Here is an 18,030-nt window from a genome sequence, read left to right as displayed (position 1 = left end):
TCGTGCGCTACATCAGCTAAAGGGAACGTAAGAATCTCTCGCGCGCCCGAACGAAGCGTCGCATTCGCCAAAAGGTAACGCACAACCTTCTCCCGTGCCCGAACGAAGCGTCACTTCACACAAAAGGTAACGCGAGACCTCCTCCCGTGCCCGAACGAAGCGTCACTTCACACAAAAGGTAACGCGAGACCTTCTCCCGTGCCCGAACAAAGCGTCACTTCACACAAAAGGTAACGCAAGATCTTCTCGCATGCCCGAACGAAGCGTCGCACTCGCCAAAAGGTAACGCAAGATCTTCTCGCATGCCCGTCCGACCTAAGGAACCCAACTACTGCACACTCCCCCATACTATGAACTAACTCAAAACTGAGCACCCCCACATTCTGTGTCGTCAAACAAACATAAGAATAGTGTTCAATATCGTCGTGCAATAATTCAAAACAAATAAACGCAAAAAACGCACAGATAACTAACTAACTGCGCGTTTTGCCACTATAAAATGTACGCATTCTCTCCCAAAAACTAACCTATTTTGAGGGAGTCCCCTTTTTTCAAGCCACCACTTAAATATTTATCGAACATTTCTTTCAAGAACATCTTCATTCACTTCATCAACAAATTCTCTAAGTTGCACATCGTAATCTTCATTTCGGCGTCCACTCCGAAACCCATCGTTTAAATATCGTACACGGTCAACGGCACGTCTATCTGTAATGACAATTGGTTCTTTATGAGGAAACTTATTCTGAACATACTGCTCAACCTCTTGTTTTAATGCGTGAGTATCTTGAGCTTCACTATCTACGGCAATCAACAGTTGATTTTGATAGTGAATCACTCTCGCGTCTCTTACCGTATCGATTGACAATAATTGTTGAGTAATCTGTTCAGTCATATTTTTATCATAGACCGCGCCTTGTTGGGTTAGCCCTTTCAAGTTAGGGTTAGTGGATCGATCTCTAATTTCAGCTTCAAACCTTGAAATTCGCCGGTTCATTTCATTTGGCGTACGATCAACAATTCCATTCATTCCTCGTCCTGGCCTCTCATCACGCGTAACCATGTTTGCAATCGGGTTTTGCCGATCACGTTGTTGATTCCATAAGCCAAACCCTTCGCCTCGATTGTCATGGGCGCGAAAATGTGCACCTGCATCATTTTCTAAACCAGGGTCGGTAGCGCGATAATTCATAATGCCACATCCATTTATATAAAAAATAATGATAAGTAATCCTATGCTTAAAAGAACTCCTCTTTTCACTGTTGTCACTCCTCATTTTATCATAGGCTAAGCTAATTTAACAATTTAATGAATTTCATAATTTAAAATGATCGCCATTAAGTATCTAAATGTAGTTGCGTAAAGTCGCTCACAACTACATTTATTTGATATGAGTAGGTTTAGGTCATTATGAAATTCACTCATTTGCTGTTATGATTAGAGTGAGTATTTTCAGTTATATTTACACAGTTAATATTTTCAAAAAGATGGTGGCGAAAATGAAGCAAACAATGAATGCATCACTGAACGAATATGCGGAAAAGTATGACCATTACCGTGTTCTCACAAAAGATAACCGTTTTTATGCAATCAACGACAAAGTAAAAACATATTGTTCGATCCAAATAATTAAATGCAGTACCCCAACCCCAACGTTCGAAATTGCGCAAAGCTACTTTGAATGGTTAAATCGCGTCTCAAAGTCGATCATTAAAACGACGTTTGAAAAAAATACGTACAAGCTTTATTTTCGCTTTTTTAAGAAACCACTACTTTCGCTGACAATCATTAAAAACAGTGAAACAGAAACGACCTTTGCTGTTTCAGGTGGAATGTTAGCAAAACAAAACCAAAAAGGTACCTTCACATTTAAAAAAGTGACCGAAAGTGACAAACATTACGTCATTGCCTTAGAGAAGTTTGAACCTAGTTTACCGTGGCTATTATACCGCCTAACACAAGCTCCCATTCATGAATTTGTGATGGAAAAATTCCAACAAGAAAAAAGGGTTGACCGAGTGAGGTCCCCCTATTAGCCTTATGAGAATTTAAAAACAGCGTAAGGTAAATTAAGGCTAACAAGACAAAGCATTAGACCACCCTTTCTAGCTTCATTTAAAGCACAAAAAAGAGAGTGGACAGTCACTCTCTTCCTAACTATAACATTTAGGGCTACATTACAAATTCGTAAATCGAATTTCTCCTCCGAGTACTTTACAATTTAAATTTCTTAATTTCCTCTTGTAAGCCTTGGGCTAATTTACTCAAATTATTAGCTGACGATTGAATTTCCTCCATTGATGAAAGCTGCTGCTCTGCTCCTGTTGCTACTGTATGGAAGCGATCAGACGTTTCTGTTGCGACATGGGACATGTCATCGACAGATGCACTTACTTGTTGTGAGCTTGCAGACATTTCTTCAGAAATTGCCGATACTTCTTGAATTTGAGTTGAAACATTTTGAATCGCTGTTAAGATTTTTTCAAAAGCATGACCGGTTTCTTCAACGACTACAATTCCTGCTTCTACTTCTTTCGTTCCATTATCCATTGTTTTCACGGCGACCGACGTATCTTCTTGAATTTCATGGATGACTGAAGATATTTTCGCTGCGGAACTACGGGATTCTTCGGCTAACTTTCGAACTTCATCTGCTACAACTGCAAACCCCTTACCATGTTCACCAGCACGAGCTGCCTCGATCGCCGCATTTAAAGCGAGTAAATTTGTTTGTTCAGAGATATCAGTAATCACTCCTAAAATATTCCCAATTTCATTAGAGCGTTCACCTAATCGACCTATTATCTTTGTCGCATCTTTCACAGCCACGCTAATTGAATTCATCTGTTCAATTACTCGTTGTAATGACTTGTTACCTTCTTCCGCTTCTTGGGTCGCATCTAAAGAACTTGAAGATACGATTGACGACGATTCAGCAATTTTTTGAATACCAGTTGTCATCTCTTCCATTGCACGAGCACTTTCTTTCGTTCCATTCACTGTTACTTCGGCACCTTTAGCAACCTCTTGAATAGTTGTTACAATTTGATTCGTCGCTACTGTCGTTTGTTCTGAGTTAGCGGTTAATTCTTCTGATGAAGCCGCTACTTGATCAGAAGTTTGGGACGTTTTACTAAGTAAACTTCTTAAGTTATCTGCCATTTCATTCGTCGAAGCTGTTAAACGACCAAGTTCATCATTTGTTTGAACATTAATCTTTTCACCCGTTAAATCACCTTTCGCCACTTGCTCAACACGATTCACAACAGCCACAATTGGTTGAATAATTTTTCTAGCAGTAAAAATAGCAACTCCAAGTGATAAACCGACTCCAACTACCGTTAAAATAATATTCATGAGTACGATCGTCTGCCCGTGTTGGCTCATTTCTCGCCCTTGTGCAATAATCTCTTCTTGACCAGAGCTTGCCAACCCTCGATAGCCAGACATTACATCTTCTGCTAACGGATCTACTTGGTGTCGAATACTAGCTACCGCTGTATCCCGACCGTTTGCTTCAAACATCGGAAAAATTCTTCCCGTAACTAATCGATCCCAAAGCTGACTGTTCTCAACTAATTCCTGTACCTCTTCACTGCCATTTAGTTGAACAAGTTGTTCTTCTAAGTTAATACTAATTTCGGTTAATTGAAGATAACGATCTTTGTAATCTGTATCCCCAATCAATATGTACCCTCTTACTAAAGCAAGTCTCTCTGCCATATTATGAGCAAGTTGATTGCTAATCGTTAAACTTTGTAAATCTTCTTGCACAATGCGTTCAACGTTACTATTAATTCGATTAACGTTAAATAAGCTGTAAGCTGACATAATGACCAATAATAATAGAATAATAGTAAAACCACTAAGTATCTTTCCTCTTAAGCTCCTCATAAATGACCCCTTATTAAATATTTTTGTGACGAATTATGTTGTTATGTGACTAATATATCATAAATATTACAAACAGTTCACTGTTTTGTCATAACTTTTCCTGATTTTATGAAATCATTGTTTAATTTCTATACAAGAAAAGCGCAAGCGCCTTGGTCAGCTTCGACAAGCGTTGGAGGGCCAGCAACGTTTTGCCTCCTCTTCGATTCTCCCTCGTGAATAGGCAAATCTTGATGGATCGAAACGCTCGAGAAGCTAGGCGCTGCTCCTGCGATTACTCGTCGCAAAACTTGCACCGTAGCAAATTCAGTGAAGTGTCTTGGAGCTAGACACCTTTCGTGTTAAAATGTTATCCACAAATAGTTTGTCTTTTTAGTTTCCTAAATAATAAAAAAAGCAGGCGATTTTTCCTTCTCATTGCAATAAAAGTCCATCGACTTTTAGAGACTAGTTCAGGAAAATCACCTACCTTTATACACCACACCATTTATGAATGCCTTCTCTCTATATTCTCACCGTTTCGTAAACGGTAGTAAAATAGCTTATAACCACTAAGGAAAACAACTCCAGCTAGGGAAATCATCGCTAAAAATAAATATAAGTGTTGTGCGCTTGATTGCTCGATAATTTGACCACCTAAACTTGAACCTATGATCCCTGATAATCCAAAGAAAAATGAATAAAAAAGAAGATGGCCTGTTGATTGTAATTGTTCAGGAACAATTTTCGTAACATAATGAAAAGCGCTTAAATAAAAAATCCCGAAAGTCAACCCGTGCATTACTTGTAAAGGTAAGACTAACATTGGATCAGCGATGACTGCCATTAAAAACCAACGAATACTATATAAAATAGCAGCAATAATAATGAACGTTAAGGCATGAAAGCGGCGAAACCATAGTGTGGAAGTGGCGAAAACTAAAGCTTCAGCCGAGACCCCAATAAACCAAGCCCAACCTATAAAAGATTCAACGCCTCCTCTTTCAACAATATATATACCTAAGAAGCTATCACTAGAGCGATGAGTAACTGTTATAAACATCATAATCACAAAAAACATCATTAGCTTTTTATTTTGGACTAATTTTAAAGCTTCTTTAAAATTTACCGGTTTTTGTGATGTTTTTATATCTTTTATTCTAATGCCGATAACTAGAGTAATGATTAGAAATAATATAAAAGGTAAATATATATATTGAATACCTATAGCCGTAAATAGAAAGCCACCGACAAGTGACATAACAGCAAACCCAATTGAACCCCACATTCTAATTGAGCCGAACGTAATAGAAAGTTGATTCGCTGTTTTCTGAGCAAGACTATCCCCAAGACCACCTACGGGAGCCATAAAAATAAAGAACACGAAAATAACTAAAGTGAGTAAACTAAAGTCAAGGTTTTGAAACAAAAAAACAGAAGAAAATATCGCACCTGAAAGGCAAACAATAATAACCTTTTTGGACGTTTTATATTTATCAGTCATATAACCCCAAAAAGGTTGGGCAATCATTGCAGCTAAAGGGCCAACTGCTAGCAAGAAACCAATTTGACTTCCCGTTAAGCCGCTCTCCTGGAAGTATACAGGTAAATAACTAATAATAATCGTCATTGCTGAAAAATAGAAAAATAAAAGTGCTTTAATATTAAGTGTCGAATACATATAGTTCTCCAATCATTAGTAGAGTTCTCAGTAGCGTTGTTGTTATTTTAATATAACAACCCTTCATGTTCAAAAAGAAATTCATAAGAGATGTCCAGAAATAAGTATAACTCGCTATTAATCGGATATGAAAAAGTACGGATAAACTCATTGGATTCTATATCACTATATAAATCAGACAAAATACCTCTTCGGTCATATTGCATTCTGACGATCGTTTCTAAAAAATAGGGGCGCCAACTCCAGTTTTTCCCTAAATATTCAGATTGACTATGCCAATCTTCATCTTTTTTTATGTAGTTAGCTGAATTCTGAAAACCATATTGGTCACAAATATAAAAACGAAAGCAAACATCATTTAAGTTAGTAGAAATTGCCGTAGCAACATCTTCTGATAAATATTTCTTATCCTTTTTAATTACTTGTTCGAGACGATTGTTTAGTTGTTCGGTAAAAACATACTGTTGAGTTAGCTTCTTTCTTTCATGATTAATAAATTGCTCAAACTCGTTGATGAGTTGCTGCTTACAACATTCAGGATCAACAAACTCGCCGCAAGGTTTTGCTAAATAAAAACCTTGATAATATCTACCGCCATTTTTCCAAGCAGCGTTTAATTTCGTTAAATCACCTATACCTTGGAACAATAAAGTAGCTCCGATTTTTCTCGCGAACATCGATAATGAATATAAAACATCGCGATGGTTCGGGGATAACAACCCACCCTTAATAAACTTTAAATCAACTTTTAAAATATCGGGTTCTAAAAGTGCAATACGATCTAAATTGCTCCCCCCCCGGCCTACATCATCAATAGCAACCTTTATCCCAAAGCTTTTAAGATATAAGATTAAATGATTTAACTGAGATAAGTCACCTTCATAGTCATGCTCTCTTATTTCTAAAACGATATTTTCAAATTTTAACCCTTTATCATTGTATAACTTGATTCTATTAATTAACTGCTCTCGATAATCATCTACATTTAAAAGAATATTTGCATTGCAATTAATAAATAAATCGGCTTCGACATTCATTTGACAATAGTAGTCAAAAGCCAACTGTTGTATATGTTCATCGACTTCAATGACATACTCTTCTGGAATATTATCATTGTGGAAAAAGTCACCTAATGTTTTCACTTCATTATTTATATTGATTCTCCCAAGCACTTCATAACCGATCACCGTCTGTTCTTCAGCACTTAAAATTGGTTGAAAGTGTGGGACAATATCATCTTTATTCATTAAAATCTCTAGTGCATCCATATCTCGATACCCCTATCTAAACTCTTCATTCTAGAAAACATTAATGATTATAACATTTAATTGGTACAAATGGTACGTACTTCCTTTTAACCTCTAAATACTAAAGAAGAAATTGCCATTAGAGGTCAATTTCTTCTTTTTTTGCTTGATAAAAACCAATTTTCAGCTCTTGTTTTTTTCGGACGGTCTGGGGATGTCGGATCATAAAACCAGTTATTTTTCACAGTTAAATAAACGAGAACAACGATGATTAATATAAGTAACCAATTCATCTGTCTCCCTCCATACGTATATTGTTACCAAAAACACCGTAATAAAGGGAGTTAAATTATTCATTTTTCACCAGTTAATCCTTAAATGGTATAAGGGTTATAGCCCCCCACCTCAACGCGTAGCGTAGGTGGGAACTTTTTAGAGGGGGGGACAAAAGTGTCTGACACCACGCGGATCCTACTAAATATAGACGTAAAAATTTATGAAATGTCTATATTCGGTGTCTAGCGGTGTCTGACACTTTGTTTTGTCCCACCCTTTCTCGATGTTTCAGCTTGCTGAAACGAGTTCGCTTAGTGGTCATAAATGACATTGGCAGCTGAACACGCAACAACATGTTTAAAGTTATGTTTTGTAGCAGTTTGTTCATTTAGATCATACTGCTCTTTCTTGTTTGCTACAATCGCTTCTTCATATTCCTTTTGCGCCGCTTGCTTTGCCTTAAATAACATCATTTGAACACGACTATAAATGTTTACCGCGCCATCACCTGTCGTTTCGATCGGTAAAAAAATCGCTTCTGGAAATTTTTCGGTAATATACGATTGAACCCCATCTGATACGCCAGACGAGGGCATGCAGCCAAATGGCTTTACCGAAATTGTCATATTGGCTTTCTTTTTCACTACATTCAATAAAAGTTTTCCTACTTCCATGTGACCTTCTCCGCCACGTATATGGTTATCATAATACTTATGGGCATACTTTGCTAACTCATCCATATTAGGCAACTCATAATAATGGAGACCTAACAACTTCGCGTAAAGTTGAAACAATACTCTTACGGAACGGTCTGCTAACGATAATTGAAATATCTTCTGCCGTGGTTTCTTTCCTTCTAATCCAAATTTGCCACGGTCGTATTGTTTTAAGTTGATCCGCCTATTGGTATCAAAACGACCTTCCCAGATTAAAAATAAAATCCAAGCGGTGACAGGTTGAACTTCAACTTCTGCACCTTCAGATTCTAAAAACTGTTGAAGTTTATAATTCCCGTCCCCTTCTGTCGTCATTGCCCAAAATTCACCGATGACACTTACTTTCGGTTTGATTTTCGTCCAATCAACTTTTATGTTTTGGAATTCTTTTTTACAGCTAAGTAATACCGGAATGAGTGACTTTTTATTTAGAAAAGCATCATAAAGCTTGTCTTTACAGCGCTTTAACGCTTGATTCGTTGCCCCTCGCTCGATTTCATACGGCCTTATACGATAACCAATAATATTCAAAATATCACTTATAAATACTGACTTTAAAACGGTCACGAAAAAAGTCGTGTTTAGTTCAAGAGCATTGTCTGCTCCCGTTGCTTGCTTTAAGCCACCTTGCTGTTGAAATAATAATACACGAAAACCTTCAAAACCAGCATCTCGAAGTGCCTTTCTGTATTCCGTAACATATGTGCCGAAGCGACAAGGGCCACAAGAGCCAGTCGTTACAAACACATAATTTTTAATGATTTCTTCCTTCGTTTTACCTTCGGTTTGTAACTGCTTTAAATATTTTATTAAATTTCCAACCGTAAAATAAGTAGGATTACATTGTCCGCGGTTCCCGAATTCTCTCCCCAGTTGTAGTGATGTAAGGTCTGGACAATTTAACGCCTTAATTTTGTACCCTAACCCACGAAGCGCTGCTTCAATAAGAGTATCGTGGGTCATCGTAAGTCCACCAAACAAAATCGTTGTTGTCTGCTTTTCTTTTTTTGAAAAATGCCGATACACTCGGTCATACCAATGTTTTTTTTCTTTTAATTGATCATCGTTTTGCTCAGGTGTTTTAGTTTGATTACTCATCGCATTTACCCCCTCCAAATCTAACTTGTTTCTTCGATAGAAGAGTAATCGAGCATCTCTTTTCGTTTCTCTTTTCTTTTTAATTCGTCCTCTATCTGTTCTTCTTTTAATTTTAAAGAATGGTGATACGTCTTGACCCGAATTTTTATTGACCCTGTAGGTTTATTGGCATCAATGTCATGAAGTGCTGAATACGGAACATTGGCAACACCTGTAATCGAATCAATAATCCCATACGTTGGAGCATCGTGACCACACTTAAAGCTAGATAAGTCTAAAAGAGCAACATTAGGGTGCCTAGCTGCAAACTTAGTCGCCCACACCTTTTGCGCACTATTGGAACTAAAGTTTTCAGGCCAAACATCGTTAATATCAAATGGACTAGCAATTTGATACGTTTTTAAATCTTCCTCAAAATATTTGGCAATCCATTTTTCATCTTTCGGGATGGAGCGCATCGATAAAATCGGATACCCTTTCACTTGGTATTCCTCAAGAACTCGATGGTTTAACCCTGGATCAGAGTGATATGGACGACCGATCATAAGTAATGCAAGACGGCCATCTTTTTCAACATTTTCAAGAATTTCTTTTCCTTTTTGCTCCATTTCTAAATCAAACTTTTTCATTGCTTGTAAACCTTGTTCAACGGCAAAACTATTCTCATCTTCCGTTATATTTAAATGTTCCCTAAGCGCCTCAAGTAGTTGTAGTTTCATAAAGTTTTTTTCTACAAACGTAACCGCTGGATCTAAGTACGTAATATTTTTCGTCTTAAAAAAATCTGTTTCTTTCGTGAACGCCGCTTTAATCACATTAGGTGAACCACTCACGATCGGGCAACTAGCCGTATCCATGACATTATCTAAATACGTAGGCAAATGAGTCACGCACGGAAAAAATATATAATCTAATTCGTGTTTTTCATGATGTTTCGTTAATAAATTATGAACGTGTGCTTGCGTTACTTTTGACGGATAACAAGGATCTACGGAACCGTATTTACCACCCTTCATCCATAAATCTTCACTAGTATAATCACTAAAAATAATATTTTTTGATTCTATACCGAGAGTCTCAAAGTATGTACGCCAAAATGGAGCTGTAGACCATATGCTCAATACTCTAGGTATACCGATTTTAATGTTACGTCTTTGTTCAGCAGATGCCTCGGAAGAACGTTGAAAACGCCGTTTAATCGGTACTTTTTTCGGCTCTAAAAATGGTAAAACTCTTCTTCTTTCTATCTTCACGTCTTCTATTAAATCGTCTTCTTCTGGCATTGGACTAGGTTCATAAAAACGCTCAAACATTTTCTTTGCTTCATATTCTACTAAATTTGGATATTGTTTTTTCAGCTCATTACGTTTTTTCGTAAGGGCAATCACTGCGTCTTTATCTTCGACGGTTCCTTTTTCACAGCTAAATCCTGATATATACCTTGCCGTCTCCCCTTCAGGAGTCACTGTATCGATGAATGTGCGGCTGCAGTGGTTTGGACAAAAATGACAAACCGTCGATTGATCATTTGTTGTTGTATACTCAATATTTAATGCCGTATTTAACCCGATAAATGACGTGTCACCTTTCCGTTTCACGACACGCAGGGCTTCCATCGCAGCACCAATTGCGCCGGCTTCACCAGTATGTGGATGAACAAAAACTTCTGCCTCAGGTACACGTTCTTTTATATAATCTACTTGTGCTTTGACAGCGGCCAAGTTATGCTGTGTTCCCCCTTGAAGAACAAATCGTTTCCCTAGCTCTGACATTCGTGGAATTTGCACCACGTATTGCCATATGTTTTTCGGTAAAACTTGTGCAAGACCAGCAAGAAGTTCTTCTTTTGAATAGCCTTCTTTTTGAAAATTAACTCGGTCCGTATCTAAAAATACTGCACATCCGTAAGAAAATTTCGGTGATAATTCAGCTTGAAAAGCACTATCTGCATAGTCATTGATCGGGATTCCGAATTGATCAGCCATTGCTTGTAAGAGCATCCCATTACCTGCCGAGCATTGATTAGATAATCGGAAATTGCGAATATCACCATTTTTTAAAAATAGTACTTTAATATCTTGTCCACCAACATCACAAATAACATCTATATCTCCACAAAAGTGGACTGCACTTTGCATGTGTGCCACGGTTTCCACGATATTAACGTCAGCGTATAATGTGCGTTCTAGCACGTCTGCCGCATAACCTGTAGCCCCGAAACCGACAACCTTTAACGTAGCTCCATCTACTTCTGCCTGTTTTTTCAAATCTTTTAACAGTTCTCTCGTATCTTGAATCGGGTTTCCTTTCGACAGTTGATATGCCTTAAATAAAACTTGACCATTTTCATCAATGAGAACAGCTTTTGAAGAAGTTGAACCTCCGTCTACTCCTAAAACGGCGCGAACGACTTCTCCTTTTTGAAATTGAGCTCGTTTAAATTCCGGTATTTGATACCGCTTTTTAAATTGTTCAAGTTCATCACTACTTTTAACCAGAGGCGGACCTGCTGTTTCACCAAGTTTTGCTTTTCGACCGTATAAAATATAGTCTTTAAGCGACTGTATGCCTTTAAAAACACCGACGTTTTTAGGTTCGTATAAGCCATATACCGCAGAGCCAAAAGCTGCATAATATTGTGAGTTGTTTGGCACATAGATTAGATCATCAATATCACAGTTAGGATATGGATAATTTCGTTCGTCCCAAACATCTTTAATTCGCTTCTTCCAACAATCTTGTAAAAAAGGTAAATACGTATTCGGGCCACCAAGAAGAATCACTTCATGTCTCAACGTATTCCCTCTACTTAAAACTGATAAGTTTTGCATGACAATGGCGTCCGCTAGCGAACACATAATTTCTTTCGATGGTATCCCTGTTTTCGTTAAGTTTACGATATCAGTTTCAGCGAATACACCACACTTTGCAGCGACGTTATGAAGCTTTGTATCATCAAAACGAAGTTCTGCTACTTCCTCTTCTTTCATTCCTACTTTAATCATGCATTTATCAATCGTTGCCCCTGTTCCAGAAGCGCATTTATCGTTCATTGATGTAATGGCGTGTTTTCCACCTGTTTTTTCATTTTCTTTAAAGATGATAATTTTTGCGTCTTGTCCACCTAATTCAACGACGCTACCTGCATTAGGATGAAGCTCTTCGACCGCCATCGTCACGGCATTCACTTCTTGGACAAACTTCGCCCCTAGAACTTCTGCTAACGGAAGCCCACCAGAACCCGTAATAAAAATGCGAACATCATCATTCATTTTAATATGAAACTCGTTAATGATTTCTTCTAAAAAAGTAAGGACGAATTCCGCCTGCTTCGTATGGTGTCTTTTATACTTTGACCATAAAATCTCCTTTGTTTGAGGGTCAATTACTGTTGCTTTAACAGTCGTCGATCCTACATCAACCCCGATCACGAATTGTTTTTGTGTCATTACTAATCTCCTCTATGTATGTAAAAATAATTTTGACTAAGTTCAAGAATTGATCATGAAAATATCATTTTCAACTCATAGTTTCCAAAATAGACGTATCCACAAACAGCTTTTCCATGCTCGTTATAAACTATTCATTGAAATCAGCAGAAAACAGAGCAGACCTACCTCTCCTCAAAAAAATGTAAAGTGTCATGACGATTGTCCATAACCAGTGTTTTCCAACTTTCAGTTTACCAAATAAACAACAAACTAACTAGCCAACTACATACAAAACTCGCATGACAGTACCACCGTCACCATCTAATATGGAAAAGGCGGTGGCCCTAACCAACTAACAACTAACCAACAAACCAACTTTCATACAAAAAGGCAAGGAGAACTGTCAGCATTCTCACCTGCCCTTTTCACTTAGTTTGTTATTGCTGAAACAATTTCTTTCCCTTTTTGGTTAAGGAGATCGCTATCAACTGCTTCTTCGTAATATTGTTCTAGTTTATTTTTGGCTTCTAATGCTTTTTGTAAAAGCTCTGTTCCTTCTTTCATCTGTTGTTTATATTGAACTTGTAATTCATCAAATTGTTGATCGTACTTAGCTTCAACCGATTGGTCCATACAAAGTTCGAACATGTCGATAACTTCATCAGATTTTCGCGTAGGATCAATGACATGCGGAGCTGTTCCGTCTAGTATGGCGACACTTAATGAAGGAATAATAATCATATCTAAACTATGAGGGTCAAGCCCACAAGGAAAATATTGTACCGTTAAGCCTAAGTTTTCACCATACTTAGCAATTTTTCTCATTACTGTACTTTTCCCACTACCGGAACGGCCTTTAATAATATACCTTTTATTTATATCACTCGTAATATTGTCAATATAATTAATCGCTCCTTTTGGCGTTGCTGCACCAAAAAACAGTTGCTCAACTATCGGCTTTTCACCGTCTATACTTACGTCATGAAATAGGTTAGCGGCCAATTGAGCTGTTACTTTATTTGCTTTATCAAAGTCCATTGCTGAAATATATAGTTCTTCCTTTTTTTTATGAATTTCAACGCCGTTTGCAAACCGAGCATAAGCCTCTTGGTGAAGTTTCTCAACTTCACTTTGTAACTGAATGATTAAATTTTTATTTTTTACGACAGTTGCTTTATTTAAAGACTCATCAAGGTCAAAAACTTGTTCGATAAAGTTAGCGTATTTGGCTTCGATACCATTTCTTGCTGTCCCATCAATAACAGCAATACCCTTTTCGGGAATAATCACCCCATCAAGGTTTTCTTCATCTGATGGATTATGAAGCCACTGAACTAAATGACCTTTTTGTTCGAAGTGTTTACTTATCTTTTTAAACAACTTCGTTTTTTCAGAACTCAAACTCCCTTTAACGACATATATTTTGTTAATACCATCTATCACATATTGAATAAGAGAAACATATCCCTTACTTGTGTTTCCATCTAAAAAATAATGCTTTGTAGTCACTTGAAACCCTCCTATGGCTAAAACATTGGTAACCAAATAGATTAGACAGTTACCTAGTTTTTATCATATGCAGCTACCTAACGAGAAGTGCTAAGCAATGCACGAAAAGCACTTAAGGCTCGTCTACGGTGCTTTCATTTACTCAAATCATAAGGGGTTTCTTGGTACACATAATAGTTAAGCCAATTAGAAAAAATTAAATTAGCATGAGCCCGCCATCGTAACCTAGGGCTTGAGGCAGGATCATCATTCTTAAAGTAGTTGATTGGATAACAAATATCTAACCCTTTTTCCAAGTCTCTTTCATATTCTGTTTTTAGCGTTGTTGCATCGTACTCAAAATGACCGGTAATAAAAATTTGTTTACCGTTTCTTGAGGCAACGATATTTACACCTGTTTCTGATGATTCTGATAAAATTTCTAAATCTGGTATTCTCTCAATATCTTCTCTTCTCACTTCTGTATATCTAGATTGCGGAACGATATATTCATCATCAAACCCACGTAATAAATTTACATTTCTAGTCGTAATTGTGTGCGGAAAAACCCCAAATATCTTTTCTTTTAAAACATATTTCGGCACTTCGTAATGGTGGTATAAACCAGCTTGAGCACCCCAACATATATGTAGTGTTGAAGTAACATTGGAAACGGACCAATCCATAATTTGTTTTAATTCGTTCCAATAATCTACATTTTCAAACGGGAGCTGTTCAATCGGTGCTCCAGTAATGATCATCCCATCAAACTTTCGCTCTTTGATCTCATCAATTGTTTGATAAAATGTGGTTAAATGATGCTGTGATGTATTTTTAGATTGATGCGTATCAGGGTGAATAAAGGCCACTTCTACTTGTAATGGTGTATTACCGAGCAAACGAAGTAATTGTGTTTCCGTTACTTCTTTTACTGGCATTAAATTTAAAATGACAATTTGTAACGGACGAATATCTTGACTAAAAGCTCTACTTTCATCCATGACGAAAATATTTTCATTAAGTAAAATTTCTTTTGCGGGTAATGCATCTGGAATTTTTATCGGCATTAAACGTCACTCCTCAACTCAGCTAACTCATTTTATATAATATGGATATGAAACATCGCCTAAAGGAAAAATAAAATTACTAACAGTTATGATGTAAAAATACAATAAACCCTTTTAAGTATTTAAGTTATCATGTTTTTATAAAATTCGCAATTATTTCTTTAGCGATATGACGAGGTAAAGGAGAGAAATATGAAAATTCGATTAGAAATTGTTTACCAACTGAAACAAGGGAAAAAACAATATGAATTAACGACAGATTTTCTTTCAATTCAAGAAGCATTATATTTAAGTGAAGACATTGAAAAGACAGGAAGAGTCACAAAAATTGATTATATTGATGAAACAGGGGCGACTTGGCTTCCTAAACAACTAAGAAAATATTTAGAAAGCTTAAAAGAAGAACCACACAATATCGTTGTTTACTTTGACGGTGGTTATAACGAAGAGCAACGTATGTCAGGTGTCGGAATTGTTATTTATTACGAACAAAATGAAAAATATTATCGATTACGTAAAAATCAACTTTTAGAACAACTCTCCTCGAATAATGAAGCCGAATTTGCTGCTTTATGGACGGCAATCGTCGAGTTAGAAACATTAGGAGTGCACCATTTGCCAATAACAATTAAAGGCGACTCTCTTGTTGTCATTAACCAAGCAAAAGGAGAATGGCCTTGCTATGAGGAAGAACATAACCGCTGGCTAGACCGTATTGAAGAAAAAACTGGCGAGCTAGGTTTGAACGTTAGTTACGAATCAATCAGCCGTGACAAAAATAAAGAAGCCGATCAGCTTGCTTCACAAGCTCTTTCTGAAACATTTATTGACGCAACGAGTGAAGTGAAGGGGTATAAATAATGAGGGGAAAAGCAATTTACTATTTCCATCTAATAGATGTTTGAAGAAATACCACCTCAATGAATTTCATAATTCATTATTCTCGCCACTAAGAGCAATATATAGTTGCGTCAAAACCATTCGCAAACTATATATTGCGTGATGTTGCTCATTTTTGGTAATTATTAAATTCACTCAAGTAATGTTTCAGTCTTAATGTGACCTTTCTTTCGGAATTCCACTTACAAAGGCACATTGAAGCTCTCAACGTAATCTTCAGAAATTCCATTGACGAAGGGTACATTGACAGCTTCAATGTGACGTTATCACAACGAATTTATTCGATCAATTAACCGAAGTGCTAACTGATTATCAACACGGGTTTCACCTAACGGCTGCGGAACTCTTCCGTAGTCTTCGTGGTGAAAATCAGAACCGCCAGTCCTTAATAAAGATAAGTCGAGTTTTGTTTCGATTTTCGTAGTTAATTTTTCATAATGTCTTTGCACTTCAAGATCGTGATCACGATGATATACTTCAACTCCGTGTAAAAGCCCCGTTTCAACCCATTCACTTATTTTTTCATCTAAGTTGTAATAAACAGGGTGAGCTAAAATCGCTACTCCTTTCGTTGCTTTAATCCAATTTAGCGCTTCTCGTGGAGTCATTTCTCGTTGTTTTTTTACATAACAAGGTTTCCCTTCACCTAAATATAGATCAAAAGCTTCCGCGACATCTTTAACGACTCCCATTCGAACTAATACTTTAGCAACGTGGGGTCTGCCTATACTACCACCTTCAGCTTCTTTAAGAATTTCTTGTTCATTTAATTGAATATTAAGCTCAGAAAACTTACTAACCATTTCTTGCATCCGCTTTTCTCTCATAATTTGTTGCTCTTTAAGCATTTCTAGAAGCGGTTTATCATCAATATCAATTCCATAACCTAAAATATGGACACCAACACCACTTTCCTTTGTAGAAAATTCAATACCAGGAATTACGGTTATTTGATGCTTTTTAGCTTCACTCGTCGCTTCCTTTACACCTGCTACTGTATCATGATCGGTAATCGCAATATATTGTAAGCCTACTTCCTTACATTTCAACACTAACTCTTTCGGTGAATAGCCACCATCAGACGCTGTCGTATGTAAATGCAAATCAGCATTTCGTGAAGTATTATTCATTCAACTCACCCCTCGTTTCACAAAAAATTAAGTTGTTACCCCACCACCGATGAAAACTTTTAAAATATAAACCCACTCCAAAACTATCTCAATATAGTAAGTTGATTTACAACTCAAAACTCAAAACTGAAAACTGAAAACTGAAAACTGAAAACTACCTCCACCAATCATCATAAATAGTAACAGCACCTTGACGCTTATGCTCTGTCACCCTATACTTTGCTTCAATTTTATCTTTTATAGCACTGGCAACTTGTTTTCCTTCTAAGTAATCATCAATATCATCATATGTAAAACCTAAAGCTACCTCATCAGGCAATCCGGGTTTATCATCTTCTAAATCGGCCGTTGGAACTTTTAAGTATAAATGTTCTGGGCAACCTAATTGTTTTAAGAGTTGCTTTCCTTGCCGTTTATTTAAACCGAATATCGGTAATATGTCACATGCACCATCGCCATGTTTGGTGAAAAAGCCAGTGATCGCTTCTGCAGCATGGTCTGTTCCAACAACTAAGCATTGATAGAAAGCCCCGATGTCATACTGTACCTTCATTCGCTCCCTTGCTTTCGAATTCCCTTTCATGAAGTCGCTCAACACATTCCCGCCAGTTGCCTCTGTAAAAGCATTCACTGATGCATCCACTGCATTTTTTATATTTACGGTCATTTGCTTTGTTGGGTTAATAAATGTTAAGGCATCTTGGGCGTCTTTTTCATCTTGTTGCGTTCCGTACGGAAGACGAACAGCAATAAAAAAGTACGGCTCTTCTCCTTTATTTTCTTTATTAAGTTCATCTACGGCCCTTTGACATAGCTTTCCAGCCAATGTCGAGTCCTGACCACCCGAAATTCCTAAAACATAACCACGCATCCCTGTTTTTATTAAATAGTCTTTAAGTAAATTTACACGATTTTTAATTTCTTCATCATTATTGATTTCTGGCTTTACTTTTAAAGTTGAGATGATCGTTTTTTGAATACTATCCACTTGTTAGAACCCCCAAAATTTTCATTAATAGCATTAGTTTAACATTTATTATAGCATCCCTCACTTTTTTAGCAAAAACAAACAAAAAAGAGGCTGTTCTCCCACAACTGTCAGAGATCATTAGCCCCGAAATG

At 37.0% G+C, this 18,030-nt stretch carries 13 protein-coding genes; 2 read left to right on the top strand and 11 right to left on the bottom strand.

Going from position 1 to position 18,030, the window contains the following annotated elements; genetic code table 11:
* Positions 1 to 571: 571 nt before the first annotated feature.
* Positions 572 to 1,261 (bottom strand): YhcN/YlaJ family sporulation lipoprotein, encoded by a 690-nt coding sequence (locus BKP35_RS09295; RefSeq protein WP_071313076.1) that lies wholly within the window; start codon positions 1,259 to 1,261, stop codon positions 572 to 574.
* 239 nt (positions 1,262 to 1,500) lie between these two features.
* Here BKP35_RS09295 and BKP35_RS09290 point away from each other — a divergent pair, with 239 nt between their 5' ends.
* Complete coding sequence (locus BKP35_RS09290; RefSeq protein ID WP_071313075.1) at positions 1,501 to 2,037, top strand: hypothetical protein; 537 nt, start codon at positions 1,501 to 1,503, stop codon at positions 2,035 to 2,037.
* A 178-nt stretch (positions 2,038 to 2,215) separates the two neighbouring features.
* Here the strand turns inward: BKP35_RS09290 and BKP35_RS09285 are convergent, their stop codons facing one another.
* The 8 genes from BKP35_RS09285 to metA all read right to left on the bottom strand — a co-directional run bounded on the left by BKP35_RS09285 (position 2,216) and on the right by metA (position 14,878).
* On the bottom strand, positions 2,216 to 3,895 hold the full coding sequence (locus BKP35_RS09285) for a methyl-accepting chemotaxis protein (protein ID WP_071313074.1): 1,680 nt from the start codon (positions 3,893 to 3,895) through the stop codon (positions 2,216 to 2,218).
* A 487-nt stretch (positions 3,896 to 4,382) separates the two neighbouring features.
* Positions 4,383 to 5,555: an MFS transporter gene (locus tag BKP35_RS09280; protein WP_071313073.1), complete on the bottom strand. Its 1,173-nt coding sequence runs from the start codon at positions 5,553 to 5,555 to the stop codon at positions 4,383 to 4,385.
* 47 nt (positions 5,556 to 5,602) lie between these two features.
* Entirely contained in the window at positions 5,603 to 6,823 is a 1,221-nt protein-coding gene (locus tag BKP35_RS09275; RefSeq protein WP_071313072.1) for an EAL domain-containing protein, read from the bottom strand.
* Positions 6,824 to 6,948: 125 nt separating this feature from the next.
* Positions 6,949 to 7,095 carry a hypothetical protein gene (locus BKP35_RS19505; protein WP_169819187.1) on the bottom strand — a complete coding sequence of 49 codons (147 nt, stop codon included), beginning with the start codon at positions 7,093 to 7,095 and terminating at the stop codon, positions 6,949 to 6,951.
* 294 nt (positions 7,096 to 7,389) lie between these two features.
* On the bottom strand, positions 7,390 to 8,892 hold the full coding sequence (locus BKP35_RS09270) for a 2-hydroxyglutaryl-CoA dehydratase (RefSeq protein ID WP_071313071.1): 1,503 nt from the start codon (positions 8,890 to 8,892) through the stop codon (positions 7,390 to 7,392).
* 20 nt (positions 8,893 to 8,912) lie between these two features.
* Entirely contained in the window at positions 8,913 to 12,341 is a 3,429-nt protein-coding gene (locus tag BKP35_RS09265; RefSeq protein ID WP_071313070.1) for a BadF/BadG/BcrA/BcrD ATPase family protein, read from the bottom strand.
* Between the two features lie 411 nt (positions 12,342 to 12,752).
* Positions 12,753 to 13,832: a hypothetical protein gene (locus tag BKP35_RS09260; protein ID WP_071313069.1), complete on the bottom strand. Its 1,080-nt coding sequence runs from the start codon at positions 13,830 to 13,832 to the stop codon at positions 12,753 to 12,755.
* A gap of 134 nt (positions 13,833 to 13,966) precedes the next feature.
* Positions 13,967 to 14,878, bottom strand: coding sequence for a homoserine O-acetyltransferase MetA (gene metA, locus BKP35_RS09255; protein ID WP_071313068.1), 912 nt, complete (start codon positions 14,876 to 14,878; stop codon positions 13,967 to 13,969).
* 192 nt (positions 14,879 to 15,070) lie between these two features.
* Between metA and BKP35_RS09250 the strand changes: the two genes are divergently transcribed.
* Positions 15,071 to 15,739 (top strand): reverse transcriptase-like protein, encoded by a 669-nt coding sequence (locus BKP35_RS09250; protein ID WP_071313067.1) that lies wholly within the window; start codon positions 15,071 to 15,073, stop codon positions 15,737 to 15,739.
* A gap of 305 nt (positions 15,740 to 16,044) precedes the next feature.
* Here the strand turns inward: BKP35_RS09250 and BKP35_RS09245 are convergent, their stop codons facing one another.
* Both BKP35_RS09245 and nadE read right to left on the bottom strand, forming a co-directional pair.
* Positions 16,045 to 16,908: a PHP domain-containing protein gene (locus tag BKP35_RS09245; protein ID WP_071313066.1), complete on the bottom strand. Its 864-nt coding sequence runs from the start codon at positions 16,906 to 16,908 to the stop codon at positions 16,045 to 16,047.
* A 154-nt stretch (positions 16,909 to 17,062) separates the two neighbouring features.
* Entirely contained in the window at positions 17,063 to 17,896 is an 834-nt protein-coding gene (gene nadE, locus BKP35_RS09240; RefSeq protein WP_071313065.1) for an ammonia-dependent NAD(+) synthetase, read from the bottom strand.
* Between the last annotated feature and the right edge of the window lie 134 nt (positions 17,897 to 18,030).

It is taken from the genome of Anaerobacillus arseniciselenatis (genome assembly GCF_001865995.1).
Taxonomy (GTDB): Bacteria; Bacillota; Bacilli; order Bacillales; family Anaerobacillaceae; genus Anaerobacillus; species Anaerobacillus arseniciselenatis.
Note: the sequence above shows the minus strand (reverse complement) of the source record. Positions and strands in the feature narration are given on the sequence as shown.